Raw genomic sequence first — 22114 nt, 5'->3', positions numbered from 1 at the left:
TCAGGCGCCGGGGCGCGCTTCGCGCGGCAGCCCGAAGTGGTCGACGGTGCGCCGGGCGACCTCGCCCGGAGAGAGCCGGGTGTTGTCGATCACCAGGTAGTCTCGGCAACCGTCGTACTCGCCGCGTGAGTTGAGCCGGTGGGCGGCGTCGGCCTCCAGCAGATGCCGCCGGGAGCCGGCCAGGTCCCGCTTGGACGGCTTGGCGGCGAGCCGGTCCGCGCCCTCGTTCCTGCGGAGCCGCTCGGCGAGGTCGGCCGACAACTCCAGGTGGAGCACCCGGCCGCCGCGCCGGGCGAACGGCTCGGCGAACTCCCGCACCACGCGCTCGTCCTCCGGGTCGTCGAAGTCCCGGACGAAGGTGAACACCAGCCCCGGCAGGTCGCTCGCGGCGATCTCCTCCACCAGCCGCCGCCGGAAGCCGCCCACCAGCCGCCGGAACGGCGGGGTGCCGAACGCGAAGAACGGCAGCACGGGCTCGATGGTGAGGTGGTTGTGGAGCACCGGCATCCCGGTCAGCCGGGTGATCTCGTTCCCGACGGTCATCTTGCCGACGGCCGGCGGCCCGAGCACGAGGAGCAATGCGGGGGCCGGGGCTCGCTGGCCCGAACTAGCCACCGGAGGTGGCCAGTTCCGCGTCCGCGCCGATCGTGGCGACCGCGTTCGGGTCGTCGAGCCAGCCGTCGGGGAGGGTGACCCGGTTGCGGCCCGAGGTGCGGCCCCTGGGGCCGTCCGCGCCGGCCGGCCAGGGCTGGTCGAGGTCCAACCGGTCGAGCAGCGAGGCCAGTTCGTCCAGCGAGCCAGCGACGGCCAGCGCCCGGCGCAGGTCGGAGCCGACCGTGAAGCCCTTGGTGTACCAGGCGACATGCTTGCGGAAGTCGATCACCCCGCGCGCCTCGTCCTCCTGCCACTCGCCCAACAGCCGGGCGTGCCGCAGCATCACCTCGGCCACCTCGCGCAACGAGGGGCGCGCGTATGCCGGTTCGCGCCCGGTGGCGAGCGCGTCGAACGCCGCGACCAGGTCGGCGAAGAGCCAGGGCCGGCCCAGGCAGCCGCGCCCGACGACCACCCCGTCGCAGCCGGTCTCCCGCACCATCCGCAGTGCGTCGTCGGCCGACCAGATGTCCCCGTTGCCCAGCACCGGGATCTCGGGCACGGCCTCCTTCAGGCGGGCGATCGCCGACCAGTCGGCCTGGCCGCCGTAGTGCTGGGCGGCGGTGCGGCCGTGCAGCGCGATGGCGGTGACGCCCTCGTCGACCGCGATCCGGGCCGCGTCGAGATACGTCAGGTGGTCGTCGTCGATGCCCTTGCGCATCTTCATGGTGACCGGCAGCCCGCCCGCGTTGCCGACGGCGGCACGCAGGATCGCGCGCAGCAGCGGCCGCTTGTACGGCAGCGCGGAGCCGCCGCCCTTGCGGGTCACCTTGGGAACGGGGCAGCCGAAGTTGAGGTCGATGTGGTCGGCCAGGTCCTCGTCCGCGATCATGCGGACCGCGCGGCCGACCGTCTCCGGGTCGACCCCGTAGAGCTGGAGGGAACGCGGCTTCTCGGTCGCGTCGAAGTGCACCAGCCGCATGGTCTTGGCGTTCCGTTCCACCAGCGCCCTGGTGGTGATCATCTCGCTGACGAACAGGCCGCGCCCGCCGGAGAACTCGCGGCAGAGCGTGCGGAACGGCGCGTTGGTGATCCCCGCCATGGGCGCCAGCACCACGGGCGGGGTCACCGCGTGCGGGCCGATCTGGAGCGGCTGGGACATCGGGCGTTCCTCACTGGGACGTTCTCGGGTGGTGCCGGTCGACGGCCGGGGCCCGCGCGGGGTCCCGGCCGTCGCCTTGGGGCCTTCGGCTTCAGCGGCCGATCAGGTTCAGCAGCCGATCAGGCGGGTGGCGAGGTAGCCCTCCACCTGGTCGAGGGAGACCCGCTCCTGCTTCATGCTGTCCCGCTCGCGGACGGTGACCGCGTTGTCCTCCAGCGTGTCGAAGTCGATGGTCACGCAGAACGGCGTGCCGATCTCGTCCTGGCGGCGGTAGCGGCGGCCGATGGCGCCGGCGTCGTCGAACTCGATGTTCCAGTTGCGGCGCAGCGCGGTGGCCAACTCCTTGGCCTTCGGCGACAGTTGCGGGTTGCGGGAGAGCGGCAGCACGGCGACCTTCACCGGGGCCAGCCTCGGGTCGAAGCGCATCACGACGCGCTTCTCCATCTTGCCCTTGGCGTTGGGGGCCTCGTCCTCCCAGTAGGCGTCGAGCATGAACGCCAGCATGGTGCGGCCCACGCCGGCCGCCGGCTCGATGACGTAGGGGGTCCAGCGCTCGCCGGCCTCCTGGTCGAAGTAGCTGAGGTCCTGGCCCGACGCCTTGGCGTGCGCGCCGAGGTCGTAGTCGGTGCGGTTGGCGACGCCCTCCAGCTCACCCCACTCGGAGCCGGCGAACCGGAAGCGGTACTCGATGTCGGCGGTCCGCTTGGAGTAGTGGGAGAGCTTCTCCTTGGGGTGCTCGAACCAGCGCATGTTCTCCTCGGTGAGGCCGAGGTCGCGGTACCAGTTCCAGCGCTGCTCCATCCAGTAGACGTGCCACTGCTCGTCCTCGCCCGGCTTGACGAAGAACTCCATCTCCATCTGCTCGAACTCGCGGGTGCGGAAGATGAAGTTGCCCGGCGTGATCTCGTTCCGGAAGGACTTGCCCATCTGCGCGATGCCGAACGGCGGCTTGCGGCGCGAGGTCTGCTGCACGGCGGCGAAGTTGGTGAAGATGCCCTGCGCGGTCTCCGGCCGGAGATAGGCGACGGAGGCGGAGTCCTGGGCCGGGCCGAGGTGGGTGGCGAGCAGCCCGGAGAACTGCTTGGGCTCGGTGAACGCGCCCTTGTTGCCGCAGTTGGGGCAGTTCACGTCGGCCAGGCCCTGCGCGGGCAGGTGCCCGTGCTTGGCCTCGTACGCCTCCTCCAGGTGGTCGGCCCGGAACCGCTTGTGACACGAGGTGCACTCGGTGAGCGGATCGGTGAAGGTGGCGACATGGCCGGAAGCCTCCCAGACCTCGGTGGCCAGGATGACCGAGGAGTCGATCCCCACCACGTCGTCGCGCGAGGTCACCATGGCCCGCCACCACTGGCGCTTGATGTTCTCCTTCAACTCGACGCCCAGCGGGCCGTAGTCCCAGGCGGCGCGCTGTCCGCCGTAGATCTCACTGCTGGGGTAGACGAAGCCACGGCGCTTGCTGAGGCTGACGATAGTGTCGATCTTGTCGGCGGCCACGGTGCTCTCTTCAGGACGAGGGGAGACAGGGAATCGCCTCAGGTTACCGGCGCCTCCCAGGGCGGCGGCAAATCGGTTGCCGGGTACCGGCCGCCGGGGCATTCCGGGGGTGCTTGGGGACGCTTGGGGAACATCGGGCGGGAGTTCCCTTTCGCACCGAGATCACTTTCGTTCACCCACATGACCCATTTGACAACCGTTTCCATCTAACTTGAAAATGGCTGTCATGACCGGACGACGCCGCTCGCGCACCCGAATAGCCATCGCCGCCCTCGCCGCCTCCAGCCTGCTGGGGCTGACCGGCTGCGGCCTCCTCGACGACGAGAGCGGCGGGGGTGACGGGGGCGGCAACTCCTCCGACGGCACCCTGGACGTGGTCGCCTCCTTCTATCCCATGGCCTACCTCGCCGAGCGGATCGGCGGCGAGCACGTCTCGGTCACCACCCTCACCGAGCCCGGCGTCGAGCCGCACGACCTGGACATCTCCCCGCAGCAGACCGCCGCCGTCGCGGACGCCGAGGTCGTCGTCTACCTCAGGGGCCTCCAGCCGGCCGTCGACGAGACCGTCGAGCAGTCGGCCACCGGCGAGGTCGCCGAGGCGACCCGCTACACCTCCCTGGAGAGCCACGAGCCGGCGGACGAGCACGGCGAGCACGGCGAGGGCGAGGAACACGCCGAGGAGGGCGAGGAGGGGCACGACCACGCCGAGGAGGGCGAGGAGGCCGGCGAGGAGGGGCACGACCACGAGCACGAGCACAGCCACGACATCGACGGCCTCGACCCGCACCTGTGGCTGGACCCGGTGAAGTACGGGCAGATCGCCGAGGGCGTGGGCGCGGCCCTGACCAACGCCGACCCCGACAACATGGCCGACTACGAGCGGAACACCGCCGCGCTGGTCGAGGAACTGAACGCGCTGGACGCGGAGTTCGCCGAGGGCCTGGCCGACGTCGAGGGCGGCACGTTCATCACCACGCACTCCGCGTTCGGCTATCTGGCCGCCCGCTACGGGCTCCACGAGGAGTCGATCACCGGGCTCGACCCGGAGTCCGAGCCGAGCGGGGCGCGGATGCGGGAGCTGCGCGAGATCGCCGAGCAGGACGGGGTGACCACCGTCTTCTTCGAGACGCTGGTCAGCGACGAGACCGCCCGCACCCTCGCGGACGACCTGGGCCTTGAGACGGCGGTGCTCGACCCGCTGGAGGGAATCACCGAGGACTCCCCCGGCGCTGACTATCCCGAGGTCATGCGCGCCAACCTCGCCGCCCTGCGGGAGGCGCTGGGCGCGGCCTGACCCGCGGCACCGTCCCGCCGCCCGTCCCCGGGCGGCGGCGGTCGCCATCCCCCATCGTGAGAAGCACACCGGATCGTGAGAAGCACACCGGTCACCGGGAACCAGCCGGGGAGACCGGGAGCCGGCCAAGGAAAGTCGAGGCAGGACCATGGAGCGCGAGGCCGAGCCCGAGCCCGTCATAGAGCTGGACGAGGTGACCGCCGAGCTGGGCGGGCGGACCGTGCTGCGCGGTGTCAGCCTGACGGTCGGGCGCGGCGAGGTGGTGGCGCTGCTGGGCGCCAACGGCTCGGGCAAGTCCACCGCCGTGCGCGCCGTCGTGGGGCAGGTGCCCGTCACCGGCGGCGGGCTGCGGCTCTTCGGCCACCCGGTGCGGAGCTTCGGGGCCTGGGCGCGGATCGGCTACGTTCCGCAGCGTTCCACGGCCGCCGGCGGCGTTCCGGCGACCGTGCGGGAGGTGGTGGCGGCCGGGCGGCTGGCCAGGCGGCGGCTGCGCCCGCTGCGGCGGGCCGACCGGGCGGCCGTGGACCGGGCGATCGAACGGGTCGGGCTCGCCGAGCGGGCCTCGGAGCCGGTGGACGCGCTCTCCGGCGGGCAGCACCAGCGGGTGTTGATCGCCAGGGCGCTGACCGCCGAACCCGAGCTGTTGATCATGGACGAGCCGCTGGCCGGCGTCGACCTGGACAGCCAGCGGGTGCTCGCCGAGACCCTGCGTACCCAGGTGGAGGGCGGGGCCTCGGTGCTGCTGGTGCTGCACGAGCTGGGGCCGCTGGCGCCGTTGATCGACCGGGCGGTGGTGCTCGGCCACGGGCGGGTCGAGCGCACCGTGGACCGGCCGGCGCGGCTACCGGAGGGCAGCCACCCGTGCCACCCGGCGGACGAGCTGGAGCCGTCGGCCGAGCCCACCCTCCAGACCGGAGTCCTGTGATGAGCGGCACCACCATGACCAGCACGCTCGCCGGCTCGGGCGTCCTCGAACTCCTCGACTACCCGTTCATGCGGCGGGCGTTGCTGTCCGCGCTGCTGATCGGCCTGGCGGCGCCGGCCGTCGGGATCTATCTGGTGCAGCGGCGGCAGGCACTGCTCGGCGACGGCATCGGGCATGTCGCGCTGACCGGCGTCGCGCTGGGCTTCCTGCTCAACGCGAACCCGGTGTGGATGGCGGTCGCCGTGTCGACGGTGGGCGCGGTGGCCATGGAGCTGCTGCGCTCCTCGGGCCGGGCGCGGGGCGACGTGGCGCTGGCGATGCTCTTCTACGGCGGCATGGCGGGCGGCGTGATGATCGTCAACCTGGCGCCGGGCGGCTCGACGGCGAACCTGACCTCGTTCCTGTGGGGCTCGGTGACCACGGTCTCGCCGGCCGACATCATCGCGATCATGCTGCTGTCGGCGCTGGTGCTGCTGGTCACGCTCGGCCTGCGGCGGCAGCTGTTCGCGGTCTGCCAGGACGAGGAGTTCGCCCGCGTCACCGGGCTGCCGGTGCGGGCGCTCAACCTGCTGCTCGCGGTGACGGCGGCGGCCACGGTCACGGTGGCGATGCGGGTGGTGGGGCTGCTGCTGGTGAGCGCGCTGATGGTGATCCCGGTGGTGGCGGCGCAGCAGGTCAGCCGGGGCTTCGCGACGACGCTGGCGCTGGCGGTGACCTTCGGCGTGGTGGTCTCGCTGGCCGGGACGACCACCTCGTACTACGCGGATGTGCCGCCGGGCGCGACGATCGTGCTGCTGGCGATCGGGCTGTTCGCCGTGGTCTCGCTGCTGGCGCTGCCGCTGGCCAGACGCCGCGCGGGGCGGGGCGGCGGAGGCCACGGGGGCACTGCGGCCGAGCGGCCGGCGGAACCCGTGCCGGCTGGGCGTCCTTAGCCGGTCGGCGAGGGGCTACCCTGGGCCGGCAGGGGATGCGCGGGCTCGCGGAGCTGTGCGAGTGCGAGGCGACGCGAGGAAGCGCGAGGAGCCCCTGAGGACCAGGGCAGGGAGGTACCCGTGGGGACGGCAGAACCGCCGGTTCGCGGACGTTCGACCCGGCAGCGCGCGGCGGTCGCCGCGGCGCTGGCCGACGTCGACGAGTTCCGCAGCGCGCAGGAGCTGCACGACATGCTCAAGCACCGGGGCGACTCCGTCGGGCTGACCACGGTCTATCGCACCCTCCAGTCGCTCGCGGAGGCGGGCGAGGTGGACGTGCTGCGCACCAACGAGGGCGAGGCCGTCTACCGCAGGTGCAGCACCGGGGACCATCACCACCACCTGGTCTGCCGCTCCTGCGGCAAGGCCGTCGAGGTGGAGGGGCCGGCCGTTGAGCGCTGGGCGGACGCGATCGCCCGCGAACACGGCTTCGTGGACGTGGACCACACGCTGGAGGTCTTCGGCACCTGCGACGACTGCGCGGGCGGACACCGCGACGACCGGGCGCCGTAGCGGCGGGACGCCGCCGCGCCCGGACGCGGCGGTCAGCGGGGCTGGTGGCCGGGCGTGCCGCCGGCGGCGTGGGCCTCGTTGGGGATCGCGCCGCCGAAGCGTCGGTCGCGGGAGGCGTACTCGACGCAGGCCTGCCACAGGTTGCGGCGGTCGAAGTCGGGCCACAGGACGTCCTGGTAGACCATCTCCGCGTAGGCGCTCTGCCAGATCAGGTAGTTGGACGTCCGCTGCTCGCCCGAGGGGCGCAGGAAGAGGTCGACGTCCGGCATGTCCGGGTGGTACAGGTAGCGCGCGATGGTCTTCTCGTTGATCCGCTCCGGGTTGAGCCGGCCGTCCCGCACGTCCCGGGCGAGCCGGGTGGTGGCGTCCACGATCTCCGCGCGGCCGCCGTAGTTGACGCACATGTAGAGCGTCATGGCGTCGTTGTCGCGGGTGACCTCCTCGGCGTGCTTCAGCTGGTTGACGACCGACTTCCACAGCTTGGGCTCGCGGCCGGCCCAACGGACTCGCACGCCCAGCTCCTTGAGCTGCACGGTCCGCCGGGCGATCACGTCCCGGTTGAACTCCATCAGGAAACGCACCTCGTCGGGCGAACGCTTCCAGTTCTCGGTCGAAAAGGCGTACAGCGAGAGGTTCTTGACGCCCAGCTCCAGACAGCCGGCCACCACGTCGAGCACCACGGACTCGCCGATCTTGTGCCCCTCGGTGCGCGGCAGCCCGCGCTCCTTGGCCCAGCGGCCGTTGCCGTCCATGACGATCGCCACATGGCGCGGGATCAGGTCGGACGGCAGCCGGGGCGGGCGGGCCCCGCTCGGGTGGGGGTCGGGGGCGCGATAGTCGCGACGCTGCCGGGACAGTATTCCGCGGCGGCTCATGGGGCACTCCAGTGGTCGGACGGTCCTCATCGGGAGCGTATCCCCTCCCGCGCCGCCCGATCGAACCCGGCGAGAAGCCGTCACGAACCCGGCGCGAACCCGGGGAACGGCCCGCGCGCCGGCGCGGGCGCGCGGACCCGCCGGCGCGGGCGCGCGGAGCCGCCGGTCACGCCTTGTGGACGAACCGCAGGGAACGCAGGCCCCGTTCGAGGTGCCAGTGCAGATAGGCGGAGACCAGCCCGCTGCCCTCCCTGACGTGGCGGGACTCGGCGGCGTCGGCGGTCTGCCAGTCCCCGGTGAGCAGCGCGCCCAGCAGCAGCAGCGCCTCGGGCGACGGCACCACGCTGCCCGGCACCCGACAGTCCACGCATATCGAGCCGCCGGCGGCCACCGAGAAGAACCGGTTGGGTCCCGGCAGCCCGCACCGCGCGCAGTCGGCGAAGCTCGGCGCGTAGCCGCCGACCGCCAACGAGCGCAGCAGGAAGGCGTCCAGCACGAGCCCCGGCGCGTGCTCCCCGGCGGCCAGCGTCCGCAGGCCGCCGACCAGCAGCAGGTACTGCTGGACGTTGGGCTCGCCCTCGTGGTCGGTGAACCGTTCCGCCGTCTCCAGCATCGCGGTGCCGGCGGTGTAGCGGGCGTAGTCGGCGACGATGGAGCGGCCGTAGGGGGCGATCGACTCGGTCTGGGTGCACAGCGGCAGGCCGCGCCCGACCAGCGCGCTGCCCCGGGCGAAGAACTGCACGTCGACATGGCTGAACGGCTCCAGCCGCGCGCCGAACTTGGACTTGGTCCTGCGCACCCCGCGCGCCACCGCCCGCACCCGGCCGTGGCCCCGGGTGAGCAGGGTGATGATCCGGTCTGCCTCGCCCAGCTTCTGGGTGCGCAGCACAATGCCGTCGTCGCGGAACAGGCTCATGCCGCCCATTGTCGCGCGGCGCGGCGGGGGCCGGGTTGCCCGGGCGGCGGGGACCCTCGGGCCCGTTCAGCGGACGTCGGCCGCGCGGCGGGGCCGCGCTTCGGCGATGGTGAGAGGGTGAACCGCCGCGTCCGGACCCGCACGCGCAGCGAGCGGGCGACGGAGTCCGACGTTCCCGCGCTGGAACCGCCGATCACGGTGGGGCGCTGGAACGTCTCCTGGATTCTGCCCGCACTGCTGCTGGTCGCCGTCGTGGTGGCCGACTGGAACGCGGCCGAGCACCTGCGGATCGTCACCTGGATCGGCCTGGTGCCGGTGTTCGCCGCGGCGACGTGTGGGCTGTGGACCACGGCCGGCTTCGCGGTCGCGACCCTGGTGACGGCGGGGCTGCTGGAGCAGTCGCTGAACCACCGCTATCCGATCGGCCTCAGTGACTCCCTGCTGGTCGCCACGGCCTGTGTGCTCTCGGTGTTCGCCTCGGGGCTGCGGGTGCGGGCCTACCGCCAGGTGCGGCAGCTGGAGGACGCGGCGCAGGCCACCAGGCTCGCGGTGCTGCGGCCCATCCCGGCCAGGATCGGCGGGGTGGAGACGGCCAACGTGTATCTGGCGGCCGAGCGCGCGACCAAGGTCGGCGGGGACTTCTTCGACGTGCAGCCGACGCCGCACGGCGCCCGGGTGCTGCTGGGCGACGTGCAGGGCAAGGGCACCAGCGCGGTGGACGCGGCGGCGGCGCTGCTGAGCGCCTTCCGCGAGTCCGCCTACTACGAGGCGGACCTGGCGGTGGTGGCCGAGCGGCTGGAGAACCGGATGCGGCGGCAGAACCACTATGTCTCGCTGCTCGGCGAGCGCGGCGAACGGTTCGCCACGGCGGTGCTGGTGGGGCTGCCCGTCGAGGACCGGGGCTGGCTGGAGATGGTCAACTTCGGCCATGCGGCGCCGCTGGCGATCGCCCGGGAGCGGGTCTGGGAACTCCCGGAGGGGGACGGGGCGCCGCTGGGCCTGACGGAGCTGACGGGCGCGCTGCCGCCGGTGCGGCGGGTGGCGTTTCCGGCGGAGGCCAGCCTGCTGCTCTACACGGACGGGGTCAGCGAGGCGCGGGACCGGCGCGGCCGGTTCCTGCCGGTGGTCGACGAGCTGCGTGGGGCCTCGGACACTGCGCCGCAGGCGCTGGTGGAGCGGTTGGAGGAGGCGGTGCTGCGGCACACCGGCGGCCGGCTCACCGACGACACCGCGATCCTCGCGGTGCGCCGGGACCCCGACCCGCCGCCGGAGGGCCTGGCGCTGGAGTGACGGCCCCCGCCGGGACGTTGCCCGACGCCGGGACGTTGCGGCTGGCGGGACGTTGCCGCCTGCGGCGCGGGGCGGCGGCCTGCGGCGCGGGGCGGCGGGGCGCCCGGCTGGGCGGTGGGGCCGCCGCGCCGCCGGCCTGCCGCCCGTCTGCCGCCCGTGGCGAGAGAACTACCCGGGGTGATGAACCGGTGGATGGGGCGGCTACGCTCCTGGCCATGTCAGCTGTGGGAGTTCACGGAACCGGGGCGCGGGGGGCGCGAGTTGGTCGCGCCGGCGCGACGCGGGGCGTCGGCGCGCTGAGCGCGTTCGCGGCGCTGGCGGCGCTCGCGGGCGGGGGCTGCACGCTCGACGAGCGCGCCGGGCCTGGCGAGGAGCTGCTGGCCGCGCTGGGCGAGGTCCGCTACGAGTCGCCCCCGCCGACCGGGCTCACCTTTGTGAACGCGGCGCGCGCCAACGAGCTGCGCGCCGAGGACCCCGAGCGCTTCGCCTTCGTCGAGGCGCTCGGCACGCCCCTGCTCAACCTCAGGGACCTGCCCGCCGAGCGCTACGGCCTCGACCCGGACCGCGCCGAGACGACGGTGACCGTCGACTTCGCGGCGCCCTTCGGGCAGTGGGACGGGGACTTCGACGCGGCGGAGATCAGGGAGCAGCTGGCCGCGGACGGCTTCACCGAACGGGAGACCGACGCGGGTCCCGTCTGGGTCAACCACGACCGTGGCCTGGGGCTGATGGTCGAGGACGACCGCATCCGCTGGGGGGACGAACAGCTCGACCCGTCCCGAACCGAGGCGGTCGGGGAACCACTCGCCGAACAGGAGGTCTACCGCGACCTGGCCGCCTGCCTGGGAACGGTCTACCGGGCCGACCTCGTGCAGGCCGCCGAGGGCGCCGAGGTGCCGGTGTATGCGGTGGGCCACCGGGCGGAGGCGGCGGACGACACCTCGACGGTGCTGTGCGCGGTGACCGAGGACGAGGCGACGGCCGAGGCCGCGCTGGAGCGGCTGCGGGAGGAGATCGAGGAGGGGCAGACCCGCTATGCGGGGGCGGAGGCGGCGCCGCTGGAGGCGGAGGGCGGCTCGCCGGGGGTGCGGGTGACCGTGCCCGACCGCCCCGAGCAACGCCCGGGCCGCCTCCTCGCCGAGGACACCGACCTCACGGACGCCCTCCGCACGCTGTAGCGCGGAGCGCTTGCCGCGCCAGGTCGGGGCGGGCGAAGCCCGCGCGAGGCGGCGCCCCCAGGGCGGGAGCGAGCGCCCCTGCCGGGCCCGCCGGGAGGGACGCGGGCGGCACGGCGAGCGCGGCGGGCGAAGCCATCGCGGGGCGGCGCGCCCGGGGCCGGTGCGAGCGGCGGGGCGGGCCTGCCGGCCCCGGGCGCGGGTCCGGCTCGCGCCCGGCGGGCGCGAGCGGCGGGGCGGGAGCCGGCCGGCGGGGGGATGCCGTGGACGCCCCGGCTGGCACGGGGCAGGGCGCGGCCGGAGGGGCCTTCCGATGCGGCCGGCAGGACAGCCGAAAGCCCGCGTGGCATGAGCGGACAGTGGGACAGCTGCGGGCGGCGAGGCCGGCAGGACCCCGCAGGCGGAGGCGATGCACAACGGCTCCATCCACCCGGGCGGACGAAAGCCCGGCGGGGCGGAGGCCGGCGACGGGCGCACCGGCACGATCCGGACGCACAACCACCGGGGCCTGCGGCCCAGCCGCCGGGCCGGGCAGGCTCCGAGGCCAGGACGAGGGAGGACCAACGTCCGGCGGGACATGTGCCGACGACGGCTCCGTCCACCCGGGGCGGGCGGAGCCCGGCGGAAGAGGGGACCACGCAGCGGACACGATCACCAGGCCCCCACGGCCCAGCGCCGGGCCAGCAGGCCCCGAGGCCGGAACGCCCGGGACAACCGGGAGCCCGACAGGACGGGCGTAGGCGCCGAAGGCGACAAAGGCCCGACGGGACATGCGAATGCCTGGCGGTTCCGGCGCGGGCGGAAGCCCGGCAGGCCGGGTCAGGTGCGAGCCGCGCCCGGCGGGCACGATCCGGACGAACGGCCACCAGGACCCCACGGCCCGGCGCCGAGCCGGCAGGGGCCGGGCCGCGCAGCCGCGTGCCGGCACGACGGGCGGGCGAAAACCGGCGGGGCCCGGCGGCCCGAGCCGCCCGCGAGTCGCCCAAGCCGCCCCGCGAACGGCCGGCGGCACTTCGCCGGCCCCGCCGTCAGGTGGGTCCGGCCCCCGGCCCCGGGGTGATGAGGCCCGACTCGTAGGCGGCGATGACCAGTTGGGCGCGGTCCCGGGCGGCCAGCTTGCCCATCACCCGGCTCACATGCGTCTTCGCCGTCAACGGCGAGAGCCCCAGCCGCCCGGCTATCTCCGCGTTGTTCAGGCCACGGCCGACCAGGGTGAGCACCTGGCGTTCACGGTCGGTGAGCCGGTCGAGGGCGGCGGGTGGCGGGGGCGGGGTCTCGGGGGTCGCCGCCAGGGTTCGGGCGATCAGGCGGGCCGTCGGGCCGGGCGACAGGAGGGCCTCGCCGGCGGCGACGGTGCGGATGGCGGTGAGCAGGTCGGCCGGCCTGGTGTCCTTGACCAGGAAGCCGGAGGCGCCGGCGCGCAGCGCGGAGAGCACATGGTCGTCGGTGTCATAGGTCGTCAGGACCAACACCCGCAGGCCGGCGAGCTGTTCGTCGGCGGCGATCAGCCGGGTGGCCTCGATGCCGTCGAGGTCGGGCATCCGGATGTCCATCACCACCACGTCGGCCGGCGTGCGACGGGCCAGCTCCACCACCGCGCGGCCGGTGCCGGCCTCGCCGACCACCGCCATGCCCGGCGTGGCCGAGATCAGCATCGCGAAGGCGGAGCGCACCAGTTGCTGGTCGTCGGCGAGGATCACCCGCGTGTCCCGGGTGGCCGGCTCCTCGGATGGCAGGCTCACAACGAGCTTCCCTTCAGGGGCAGTTCGGCGGCGACCTCGAAGCCAGGGCCGCCCGACGGACGGGGCCCGGCGGTGAGGCGCCCGCCGACGCCCCGGGCACGCTCCCGCATCCCCGCCAGGCCGAGCCCGCTGCCGGGGGCGCGCGCCGGGCGGGAGCCCGGGCTCGGTCCACCGTCGGCTACGGTCAGCCGGAGGGCGTCGTCGGCCCGGCGCAGCGCGACCGCTATCCGCGCCCCCGGCCCCGCGTGGTGAACGGCGTTGGTGAGCGCCTCCTGAACGATGCGGTAGGCGGCGGCGCCGACCAGCCCCGGCAGCGGACCGAGGTCGGGCTCCACGGTCAACTCAACGGAGGCGCCGGCACCTTCGGCGGCCCGCACCAGGTCGGGGATGCCGGCCACGCCGGGCGGCGGCCCGGCGGGCTCGGGCTCGTCGCCCCGCAACCCGCGCAGGGTGTAGCGGAGTTCGGCGCGGGCGTCGCGGCAGACATCGGCTATGCCGTCCAGCGTGGCGGCCACCGTCGGCAGGTCGACCCTGGCCCCGCGCTCCACGGACAGCAGATGGGCGGCCACCGAGGCGCGCACGCCGATCACGGTGATGCTGTGCGCCAGCAGGTCGTGCAGGTCCCTGGCGATCCGCAGCCGCTCCTCGGCGACCCGGCGGGCCGCCTCCTCCTCGCGGGTGCGCTCGGCCCGTTCGGCGCGTTCCCTGGCGGCGGCCAGCAGCCGGCGGTGCAGCCGGACCGTCTCCCCCACGGCGAGGATGCAGAGCAGCCAGCCGGAGATCCGCAGCAGCTTCAACGCCGGGCCGCCGCCGTTGCCGTACCAGACGAACACCACCACCAGCAGCACCCCGCCGGCCAGCACGAGGGTGCGCCGCCGGGGGCCGACGGCGGCCACCGTGTAGGCGCCGACGGCGGTCGCGGCGAACGGGGCGACATGCTGGTAGTCCAGCCGGTGGTAGGCGGCGGTGAAGGCGAGCGAGACCAGCAGCGCCCCCAGCGGCGCCCGCCGCCGCCACGCCAACGGCACCGTCACGCCGACCAGCAGCGCCAACGCCAGCCCGTCCACCGCCCTGCCGTCGTGCGGCAGCAGCAGGGCGATGGCGCCGCAGGTCAGGGCCAGCGCGAGGGCGAGCAGGGCGTCGAGCCCGAACGGCCCGAGCCGCGACGGGACTTCGGGAAGTCGGCGGCGGACGGCTGACACCACGACGCTCACCCGTTCATCATCCGCCATCGCCGCCGCGCGCGGGCCCGTCGGGGACCGGACCCCGCGCAGCCGGCGCCCCCTGGGCCACGGCGGCCGCCCCGACCAGGCCGGCCGGCTCGACCGGCGCGAGGTCACCGCCCGGACCGTCCGGCGTCGCCGCCGGACGGCGGGAGAGCGGACCCGGCCACCACACCCGCCGGTCCAGCAGCCAACTGGCCGACGTGACCAGGTAGGTGCGGACCAGGAACGTGTCCAACAGCACCCCCACCGCCACCACGAAGCCCAGCTCCGCCATGACCACCATCGGCATGGTGGCCAGCACGCAGAACGTGGCCGCCAGCACCACGCCCGCCGAGGCGATCACCCCGCCCGTGGTCCGCAGCGCGCCCAGCGCGGCCCGCCGGGTGCTGGCCCCGCCCAGGGCCTCCTCGCGCATCCGGTGCATCAGGAAGATGCCGTAGTCCACGCCGAGGGCCACGCAGAAGACGAAGGACAGCAGCGGCACCTGGGCGTCCAGCCCCTCGAAGCCGAACACCGGGCCGAAGAACAGCCCGCCCAGGCCCATGGCCGCGCCCCAGGAGGCGACCACGGCGGCCAGCAGCAGCACCGGCGCGACCAGCCCCCGCAGCAAGGCCGCCAGCACCAGCAGCACCACCCCCAACACCAGGGGTATGACCAGCAGTTGGTCCCGGGCGCTGGTGCTCGCCAGATCCATCAACTGGGCCGTCGGGCCGCCGACCAGGGCCCGCGCCTCCGGCAGCTCCGCGAGCCGCTCCCGCAGGGCGGTGACGGTGCGCTGCTCCCCCGCCGACTCCGGCGGATCGGTGGCGTGGACCTGGATCTCCCGCCAGCCGCCGCCCTCGCGGCCCGGCTCCGCCTCGGCGACGCCCTCGACGCCGAGCGCGGCCGACACCACGGCGTCGGCCCGCCCCGCGTCGGCCAGCACGGTGATCGGCTGGCCGCTGCGCTCGGGGAACGCGTCGGCCACCAGCTCCATCGCCCGCACCGACTCCGGCGTCTCGGTGAAGTTGTCCTGCTCGCCCAGCGGCCCCGGCAGCCGGAACGCGCCCAGCGAGAGCGCGCCGAGCAGCAGCGTGCCCCCGACGAGGACCGCGACCGGGCGGCGGCTGATCGAGGAGCCGAGCCGCGCGAAGAACGAGCCGCCGCCGGCCGGTCGCTGCTGACCGTGGCGCGGCACCAGCGGCCAGAAGACGCCGCGCCCGCACAGCACCAGCAGCGCCGGCAGCAGCGTGACCATCACGGCCAGCGCGCAGAGCACCCCCACGGCGCCCACCGGGCCCAGGCCGCTGCTGCTGTTGAGGTCGGCCACCGTGAGGCAGAGCAGCCCCAGCGAGACCGTCCCCGAGGAGGCCAACAGCGCCGGGCCGCAGCCGCGCAGCGCCGCCACCATCGCCTCGCCCGCGCCGGGCAGCCGGCGCAGCTCCTCGCGGTACCGCGCGACCAGCAGCAGCGCGTAGTCCGTGCCGGCGCCGAAGATCAGCACCGTCATGATCGAGCTGGACATGGTGGTGACCGTCAGGTCGAAGAGCTGGACGAGCCCGTACACCACCGCCATCGCCGCGACGGCCGCCACCCCGACGGCGACCAGCGGCAGCAGCCACAGCAGCGGGCTGCGGTAGGTGATCACCAGCAGCACGGCCACGATGCCGGCGGTGGCGAGCATCAGCGTGACGTCGATCGACTCGAAGACGGCCTCCGCGTCCACGCCCAGCGCCCCCGGGCCGCCCAGCGCCAGCGTCAGCCCGTCGGGCGGGTCGGCGATCAGCTCCCTGATCCCGCCGACCGCCTCGGCCTGCTCCTCCTCGCCCAACTCGTCCAGTGCGAACGGGTGGAGCGCCGTCGCCCCGTCCTCGGAGACCACCCCGGCACCGTCCGGGGGCCCGGACGCCAGCTCGTACCGCCCGGCGATCGTGGCCAGCCGCTCCTCGACTAGCGCGCGGTCCTCCGCCGTGAGCCCGCCGGCCCGCTGCGCGACCAGCAGCAGGTCGGTGGTCTCGCCGCCGGGCAGCAGCTCCGTCAGCCGGGCCACCTCCGTGGACTCGGCGCTGGCCGGGAGGTACTCCACGCCCTCGTCCTGGACGGACTCCCCCAGCCGCCCGGCGAACGGCAGCGCCAGGACCACCGCCGCCAGCCACAGCCCGAGCAGCGCCCACGCCACCCCCCGACCCCGCCGGGGCGGCGACCCGGGCGGCCGGAAGGAGCGATGGGACCGGAAGGAGCGATGGGACCGGAAGGAGCGATGGGACCGGAAGGAGCGATGGGACCGGAAGGAGCGATGGGAGTGGACGGATCGAGCATCTGGCGCGCCCATGGAGGGGCCTCCTCGCGGGAGTTCGGCTGTCGCGCCGCGGCCCACCACGGGCCGCGACGAACCCAGGTTCCCCTCCCTGACCTGCCCTTTTCATCGGCCCACGGGCTAGTCTTCGCCTTATCCCCCAGCAGGAGCGCGCAACCCCGTTACGCCCGCGCGCTCAGCCCCACGGCCCCCGCGCTACGCCCACGGGACTAATCCCCCGGGATAACCCACGCCCCGCGAGCCGCCGGAGGCCGCCCCCGAGCGACGTCCCCGTGAGACCCGAGCGGCGCTGTGAGAGATGTCTCGGATGCTGGGACGGTGGGCCCCCGGCACGCCGGAGCCGACTAGGGTGGTCGCTGCGATGCGAACCTGGACGCTCCTCCTTAGCCGCCGCGGCGAGGGTCTGTAGGCCACAGACCGACCCCCTCCCCGCGGAGTTCGGTGCTGTCTGTCGGTCCTCTCGTCCGTCGATCCCCCACGGCGCTCAACCCGCCGCCGGGCCCAAGGAGTCCATCGCCCATGAAGAAGCCGACGCCGCAGACCAACGCCACCGGCACCCAGCAGCCCTCCGGGATGCCGACCCACCGCTACCGCCCCTTCGAGTGGGTGGACATTCCCGACCGCACCTGGCCCGACAACCGCGTCACCCAGGCCCCCCGCTGGCTCTCCACCGACCTGCGCGACGGCAACCAGGCGCTGATCGACCCCATGTCGCCGGTCAGGAAACGCGCCATGTTCGACCTGCTGGTGAAGATGGGCTACAAGGAGATCGAGGTCGGATTCCCCTCCTCCGGACAGACGGACTTCGACTTCGTACGGTCCATCATCGAGGAGGACGCGATCCCCGACGACGTGACCATCTCGGTGCTGACCCAGGCCAGGGAGGAGCTGATCGAGCGGACCGTCGAGTCCCTGGTCGGCGCGCACCGGGCCACCGTCCACCTGTACAACGCGACCGCGCCCACCTTCCGCCGGGTGGTCTTCCGGGGCGGTCGGGACGCGGTGCGCGGGATCGCGGTGGACGGCACCCGGCTGGTGATGGAGTACGCCGAGAAGCTGCTGGACGACCGCACCACCTTCGGCTACCAGTACAGCCCGGAGATCTTCACCGACACCGAGCTGGACTTCGCGCTGGAGATCTGCGAGAGCGTGATGGACGTCTGGCAGCCGGGCGAGGGCCGCGAGATCATCCTCAACCTGCCGGCCACCGTGGAGCGTTCGACGCCCTCCACCCACGCCGACCGCTTCGAGTGGATGGGCCGCCACCTCAGCCGCCGCGAGTTCGTCTGCCTGTCGGTCCACCCGCACAACGACCGGGGCACCGCCGTGGCCGCCGCCGAACTGGCGCTGATGGCCGGCGCCGACCGGATCGAGGGCTGTCTCTTCGGCCAGGGCGAGCGCACCGGCAACGTCGACCTGGTGACGCTGGGGATGAACCTGTTCTCCCAGGGCATCGACCCGCAGATCGACTTCTCCCAGATCGACGAGATCCGTCGCACCTGGGAGTACTGCAACCAGATGGAGGTCCCGCCGCGCCACCCGTACGTGGGGGACCTGGTCTACACCGCCTTCTCCGGCTCCCACCAGGACGCCATCAAGAAGGGCTTCGACGCCATGGCCGACCAGGCGAAGGCGACGGGCACACCGGTCGACGAGCTGCCCTGGGACGTGCCCTACCTGCCGATCGACCCCAAGGACGTGGGCCGCAGCTACGAGGCCGTGATCCGGGTCAACTCCCAGTCCGGCAAGGGCGGTGTGGCGTATGTGTTGAAGACCGAGCACGCGCTGGACCTGCCGCGCCGGATGCAGGTGGAGTTCTCCAAGATCATCCAGGAGCGGACCGACGCGGAGGGCGGCGAGCTGACCCCCGCCGCGATCTGGGGCATCTTCTCCGACGAGTACCTGCCGCAGGAGACCGGCGCCCCCGGCTGGGGCCGGATCGCGCTGCGCGACGCGCAGACCACCAGCACCAGGGACGGCGAGGACGCGCTCACCGTGGCGGCCGTGGTGGACGGCGCCGAGACGACGCTGACCGGCACCGGCAACGGGCCGATCGCCGCGTTCTTCGACGCGCTGGCCGGAACCGGGGTCATCGACGCCGACATCCGGCTGCTGGACTACGTCGAGCACACCATGAGCGAGGGCGCCGGCTCCCAGGCCGCCGCCTACATCGAGTGCGCGGTGGGCGACCGGGTGCTGTGGGGCGTGGGGATCGACGCCAACATCGTGCGCGCCTCCCTCAAGGCCGTGGTCTCCGCCGTCAACCGCGCGGCCCGCTGACGTCAACGCTGCGGACCCTGCGGCGCGTTGTCGCCGCCCGGCCGGGGCGGGTCGCCACGACCCGCCCCGGCCTCGGGTTTTCCGGGCCGGGAACCATCGGGCGCGATCACTTCGTTACGCACTACTGACGGCGGCCGTCGACTGTGGTTAACATCACGGACGCGGCATCGTCGCCAGCGGGTAACGGAGGTACGACGTGGTGCACTCCCGGTTGGCCGGGGTCAGGACCGTCTGGCAGGTCACTGACGACGGGGACTTCTTCTGCCCCGACTGCGGCGGCGACCGCAGGTACCAACGGCTCGAAGGCCGACGGCGGTTGACCGTGCTGGCCATCCCCCTGCTGCGGCGCGGCACGGCCGGCCCGGTGGTGGAGTGCGTCTCCTGCCGGGGCAGGTTCCCCGAGCGGGTGCTGGTCCTGCCGACCACCACGCGGCTGGCCACGCTGCTGCGCGAGGCGGTGCACTCGGTCGCCCTCGGCGTGCTGGCCGCCGGCGGCACGGAGGCCGAGCCGGCCCGCCGGCTGGCGCTGGAGGCGGTGCGGGACGCCGGCTTCCCCGACTGTTCCGAGGAGCGGCTGCTGACCCTCCAGGCGACGCTGGCGGCGCGCGCGCTGCCGCTGGTGGCCACCGAGGTGGGCGAGACGGTCGCGGCCCTCACCCCACACCTGGCGACGCCGGGGCGGGAGAGCCTGCTGCTGCGCGGGGCCAGGATCGCGCTGGCCGACGGCCCCTACCGGGAGGCCGAGCGCCACATGTTGAACGCGGTCGGCGAGGCGCTGTGGCTGCCGCCGGCCGACACCGAACGCCTCCTGGCGGCCGCCGCCACGGCCAGCAACTGACGGCGCGCGGCGTCTGGACAGCGCCGGGCCGGCGGCCCAACCGCCGGCGCGCGCCCGCGCGTTGACGCCCCCGGGCGCCGTTGGCGTCCCGCCGCCCGCGCGGCGCCCTGTCGCCGCCGTCGCCGTCGCGTCGAACGGGCCGCCCGCCGTTCGGCCAAGCGTTGCGCCCGCCCGCCGCCGTCTCGGAAAGCAGTCGCGGAAGGCGGTCTCAGAAGCCCAGCCGGCGCAGCTGCTTGGGGTCCCGCTGCCAGTCCTTGGCGACCTTGACATGCAGGTCGAGGAAGACCGGCGTGCCGAGCAGCGCCTCGATCTGCCGCCTCGCCTTGGTGCCGACATCCTTGAGACGCTGGCCCTTGGGGCCGATCACGATGCCCTTCTGGCTGGGGCGCTCGATGAACAGGTTGGCGTGCACGTCCAGCAGCGGCCGGTCGGCCGGCCGGTCCTCGCGCGGCAGCATCTCCTCCACCACCACGGCGATGGAGTGCGGGAGTTCGTCCCGCACGCCCTCCAGGGCCGCCTCGCGGATCAGCTCCGCGATCATGACCTGCTCGGGCTCGTCCGTGAGGTCGCCCTCCGGGTAGAGCGGCGGCCCCTCGGGCAGCAGCGGCACCAGCAGGTCGGCCAGCAGCCCCACCTGCTCCCCCGAGACCGCGGACACGGGCACGATCTCGGCCCACTCGATGCCCGCCTCCCGACCCAACTGGTCGACGGCGATGAGCTGTTCGGTCATCCGCTCGCGGTCGGCCAGGTCGGTCTTGGTGACCACGGCGACCTTGGGCGTGCGCTTGACCTGCGCCAGCTCCTTGGCGATGAAGCGGTCGCCCGGGCCCACCTTCTGGTCGGCCGGCAGGCAGAAGCCGATCACGTCGACCTCGGCCCAGGTGGTGCGGACCACGTCGTTGAGGCGCTGCCCCAGCAGCGTGCGCGGCTTGTGCAGGCCCGGGGTGTCCACCAACACCAGCTGCGCGTCCGGCCGGTGCACGATGCCGCGCACCGAGTGGCGGGTGGTCTGCGGCCGGTTCGAGGTGATGGCCACCTTCGTGCCGACCAGCGCGTTGGTCAACGTGGACTTGCCGGCGTTGGGACGGCCGACGAAGCAGGCGAAGCCGGAACGGTGCGGAGCGGCCGAGCCGGCCGTGGCGTCAGGGGAGTTCATCGGCGCCTTTCTTCGTGGATACCCCCGGCTTCAGCCGGGGGAGGAAACGAAGCTCCTGCGGAGCGGGGCAGGGAATGCCGGTTCGCCGCCAGGGCGGACCGGCGTCCACCATCCACTGGACAACAGCCGTCGCTCACACGGGAGCTGATAGCTTGTGAGGCGTGACGCGGCAGGTCAAGCGGGCTTTTCGGTACCGCTTCTACCCCACGGACAAGCAGGCAGCCGAGCTGTCGCGCACGTTCGGCTGCGTCCGCCTCGTCTACAACAAGGCGCTGGAGGAGCGCACGCGGGCCTGGTACGGGGAGCAGCGCCGCATCTCCTACGTGCAGTCCTCCGCCGCGCTGACGGAGTGGAAGAAGACCGAGGAACTCGCCTTCCTGTCGGAGGTGTCCTCCGTCCCGCTCCAGCAGGCGCTCCGCCACCTTCAGACGGCGTTCGCCAATTTCTTCGCTCAACGGGTGAAGTACCCGCGTTTCAAGTCGAAGAAGAGGTCTCGGGCTTCGGCCGAGTACACCCGCTCCGGCTTTACGTTCCGGGACGGGAAGCTGACTTTGGCAAAGATGGCCGCTCCGTTGGATATCCGCTGGTCGCGTCCCCTTCCGGAGGGGGCGGTACCGACGACGGTGACCGTCTCCCGCGACAGTGCCGGACGCTGGTTTGTGTCGATGCTGTGCGATGACCGCGTCACCCGGGCCCCGGCCACCACGAATGCGGTCGGCATCGACGCGGGCATAACCTCCCTGGTGACTCTTTCCTCCGGGGAAAAGGTCACCAACCCCCGGCATGAGCGCCGTGACCGAGCCCGGCTCGCCAGGGCGCAGCGGGAGCTGTCGCGGAAGGCGAAGGGCTCCAACAACCGGGCCAAGGCCCGACGCCGCGTCGCCGAGGTCCACGCGCGGATCGCCGACCGGCGCCGCGACTTCCTGCACAAGCTTTCGACTCGGCTCGTCCGTGAGAACCAAACGGTCGTGATCGAGGATCTCACCGTCCGCAACCTGATCAAGAACGGCAAGCTTGCACGCGGCATCTCCGACGCCGCCTGGGGCGAGCTGCGCTCCATGCTGGAGTACAAGTGCGCCTGGTACGGGCGTGAACTGGTCGTGATCGACCGATGGTTCCCCAGCTCGAAGCTGTGCGGCGCTTGCGGGAGGGTCCGCGAGAAGCTGCCGCTGAACGTCCGGGAGTGGACGTGTGACTGCGGCGCTGTGCATGACCGTGATGTGAACGCGGCACGCAACATCCTGACCGCCGGGCTGGCGGTGTCCGCCTGTGGAGACGGTGTAAGACCTCAACGGGAGTCCTCCCGGACGGGGCGGTCGTCGGTGAAGCAGGAACCCCCACGGGCGACCGTGGGAATCCCCCGCCTCTAGGCG

At 73.5% G+C, this 22114-nt stretch carries 18 protein-coding genes; 9 read left to right on the top strand and 9 right to left on the bottom strand.

The annotated features are described in order from the left end of the window. The 3 genes from FH609_RS06000 to FH609_RS05990 form a co-directional block, all read right to left on the bottom strand. Positions 1-543 carry a hypothetical protein gene (locus FH609_RS06000; RefSeq protein ID WP_139666119.1) on the bottom strand — a complete coding sequence of 181 codons (543 nt, stop codon included), beginning with the start codon at positions 541-543 and terminating at the stop codon, positions 1-3. A gap of 64 nt (positions 544-607) precedes the next feature. Continuing rightward, complete coding sequence (dusB, locus tag FH609_RS05995; RefSeq protein ID WP_139666118.1) at positions 608-1753, bottom strand: tRNA dihydrouridine synthase DusB; 1146 nt, start codon at positions 1751-1753, stop codon at positions 608-610. Positions 1754-1861: 108 nt separating this feature from the next. Further along, entirely contained in the window at positions 1862-3244 is a 1383-nt protein-coding gene (locus FH609_RS05990; protein WP_139666117.1) for a glycine--tRNA ligase, read from the bottom strand. A gap of 217 nt (positions 3245-3461) precedes the next feature. Here FH609_RS05990 and FH609_RS05985 point away from each other — a divergent pair, with 217 nt between their 5' ends. The 4 genes from FH609_RS05985 to FH609_RS05970 all read left to right on the top strand — a co-directional run bounded on the left by FH609_RS05985 (position 3462) and on the right by FH609_RS05970 (position 6947). Continuing rightward, the gene (locus FH609_RS05985) at positions 3462-4538 is read left to right on the top strand and encodes a metal ABC transporter substrate-binding protein (protein ID WP_139666116.1); all 1077 of its coding nucleotides are present in this window, start codon (positions 3462-3464) and stop codon (positions 4536-4538) included. 148 nt (positions 4539-4686) lie between these two features. Continuing rightward, a complete protein-coding gene (locus FH609_RS05980) occupies positions 4687-5463 on the top strand; it encodes a metal ABC transporter ATP-binding protein (RefSeq protein WP_139666115.1) in 777 nt (258 codons plus the stop codon). Then, on the top strand, positions 5463-6395 hold the full coding sequence (locus FH609_RS05975) for a metal ABC transporter permease (protein ID WP_226961434.1): 933 nt from the start codon (positions 5463-5465) through the stop codon (positions 6393-6395). The genes FH609_RS05980 and FH609_RS05975 overlap by 1 nt, the downstream gene beginning before the upstream one ends. Before the next feature lie 120 nt (positions 6396-6515). After that, positions 6516-6947 (top strand): Fur family transcriptional regulator, encoded by a 432-nt coding sequence (locus tag FH609_RS05970; RefSeq protein ID WP_139666114.1) that lies wholly within the window; start codon positions 6516-6518, stop codon positions 6945-6947. Positions 6948-6979: 32 nt separating this feature from the next. On the opposite strand, the gene FH609_RS05965 is transcribed toward FH609_RS05970, so the two are convergent. Next, the gene (locus FH609_RS05965; protein WP_139666113.1) at positions 6980-7822 is read right to left on the bottom strand and encodes an isoprenyl transferase; all 843 of its coding nucleotides are present in this window, start codon (positions 7820-7822) and stop codon (positions 6980-6982) included. 166 nt (positions 7823-7988) lie between these two features. Beyond that, a complete protein-coding gene (recO, locus tag FH609_RS05960) occupies positions 7989-8738 on the bottom strand; it encodes a DNA repair protein RecO (RefSeq protein WP_193317783.1) in 750 nt (249 codons plus the stop codon). Between the two features lie 117 nt (positions 8739-8855). On the opposite strand from recO, the gene FH609_RS05955 reads away from it, so the two are divergent. Next, positions 8856-10028 (top strand): PP2C family protein-serine/threonine phosphatase, encoded by a 1173-nt coding sequence (locus tag FH609_RS05955; protein WP_226961433.1) that lies wholly within the window; start codon positions 8856-8858, stop codon positions 10026-10028. A gap of 215 nt (positions 10029-10243) precedes the next feature. Beyond that, positions 10244-11206 carry a hypothetical protein gene (locus tag FH609_RS05950; RefSeq protein ID WP_139666111.1) on the top strand — a complete coding sequence of 321 codons (963 nt, stop codon included), beginning with the start codon at positions 10244-10246 and terminating at the stop codon, positions 11204-11206. A gap of 1025 nt (positions 11207-12231) precedes the next feature. On the opposite strand, the gene FH609_RS05945 is transcribed toward FH609_RS05950, so the two are convergent. From FH609_RS05945 to FH609_RS05935, 3 genes are read right to left on the bottom strand one after another with little or no spacing between them, the layout of a single operon-like run. Further along, the gene (locus FH609_RS05945; RefSeq protein WP_226961432.1) at positions 12232-12945 is read right to left on the bottom strand and encodes a response regulator transcription factor; all 714 of its coding nucleotides are present in this window, start codon (positions 12943-12945) and stop codon (positions 12232-12234) included. Beyond that, positions 12942-14159 (bottom strand): sensor histidine kinase, encoded by a 1218-nt coding sequence (locus tag FH609_RS05940; protein ID WP_226961431.1) that lies wholly within the window; start codon positions 14157-14159, stop codon positions 12942-12944. The genes FH609_RS05945 and FH609_RS05940 overlap by 4 nt, the downstream gene beginning before the upstream one ends. A gap of 7 nt (positions 14160-14166) precedes the next feature. Next, a complete protein-coding gene (locus FH609_RS05935) occupies positions 14167-16329 on the bottom strand; it encodes an MMPL family transporter (RefSeq protein ID WP_226961430.1) in 2163 nt (720 codons plus the stop codon). Positions 16330-16986: 657 nt separating this feature from the next. On the opposite strand from FH609_RS05935, the gene leuA reads away from it, so the two are divergent. Next, the gene (gene leuA / locus FH609_RS05930; RefSeq protein WP_139666108.1) at positions 16987-18747 is read left to right on the top strand and encodes a 2-isopropylmalate synthase; all 1761 of its coding nucleotides are present in this window, start codon (positions 16987-16989) and stop codon (positions 18745-18747) included. Positions 18748-18943: 196 nt separating this feature from the next. Further along, positions 18944-19585 (top strand): TerB family tellurite resistance protein, encoded by a 642-nt coding sequence (locus FH609_RS05925; RefSeq protein ID WP_226961429.1) that lies wholly within the window; start codon positions 18944-18946, stop codon positions 19583-19585. A 208-nt stretch (positions 19586-19793) separates the two neighbouring features. Here the strand turns inward: FH609_RS05925 and era are convergent, their stop codons facing one another. Next, on the bottom strand, positions 19794-20741 hold the full coding sequence (gene era, locus FH609_RS05920) for a GTPase Era (RefSeq protein WP_139666107.1): 948 nt from the start codon (positions 20739-20741) through the stop codon (positions 19794-19796). Positions 20742-20902: 161 nt separating this feature from the next. Between era and FH609_RS05915 the strand changes: the two genes are divergently transcribed. Next, on the top strand, positions 20903-22111 hold the full coding sequence (locus FH609_RS05915) for an RNA-guided endonuclease InsQ/TnpB family protein (protein WP_139666106.1): 1209 nt from the start codon (positions 20903-20905) through the stop codon (positions 22109-22111). Positions 22112-22114 lie beyond the last annotated feature (3 nt).

Origin of the sequence: Streptomyces sp. 3MP-14, from assembly GCF_006334905.2 — a bacterium.
GTDB classification, from domain to species: Bacteria; Actinomycetota; Actinomycetes; order Streptomycetales; family Streptomycetaceae; genus Streptomyces; species Streptomyces triticirhizae.
Note: the sequence above shows the minus strand (reverse complement) of the source record. Positions and strands in the feature narration are given on the sequence as shown.

Coding starts and splice junctions, on each gene's coding strand:
- era (WP_139666107.1), bottom strand. CDS start 20,741: ATGAACTCCCCTGACGCCACGGCCGGCTCGGCCGCTCCGCACCGTTCC.
- dusB (WP_139666118.1), bottom strand. CDS start 1,753: ATGTCCCAGCCGCTCCAGATCGGCCCGCACGCGGTGACCCCGCCCGTG.
- FH609_RS05985 (WP_139666116.1), top strand. CDS start 3,462: ATGGCTGTCATGACCGGACGACGCCGCTCGCGCACCCGAATAGCCATC.
- FH609_RS06000 (WP_139666119.1), bottom strand. CDS start 543: ATGACCGTCGGGAACGAGATCACCCGGCTGACCGGGATGCCGGTGCTC.
- leuA (WP_139666108.1), top strand. CDS start 16,987: ATGAAGAAGCCGACGCCGCAGACCAACGCCACCGGCACCCAGCAGCCC.
- FH609_RS05980 (WP_139666115.1), top strand. CDS start 4,687: ATGGAGCGCGAGGCCGAGCCCGAGCCCGTCATAGAGCTGGACGAGGTG.
- recO (WP_193317783.1), bottom strand. CDS start 8,738: ATGAGCCTGTTCCGCGACGACGGCATTGTGCTGCGCACCCAGAAGCTG.
- FH609_RS05965 (WP_139666113.1), bottom strand. CDS start 7,822: ATGAGCCGCCGCGGAATACTGTCCCGGCAGCGTCGCGACTATCGCGCC.
- FH609_RS05950 (WP_139666111.1), top strand. CDS start 10,244: ATGTCAGCTGTGGGAGTTCACGGAACCGGGGCGCGGGGGGCGCGAGTT.
- FH609_RS05975 (WP_226961434.1), top strand. CDS start 5,463: ATGAGCGGCACCACCATGACCAGCACGCTCGCCGGCTCGGGCGTCCTC.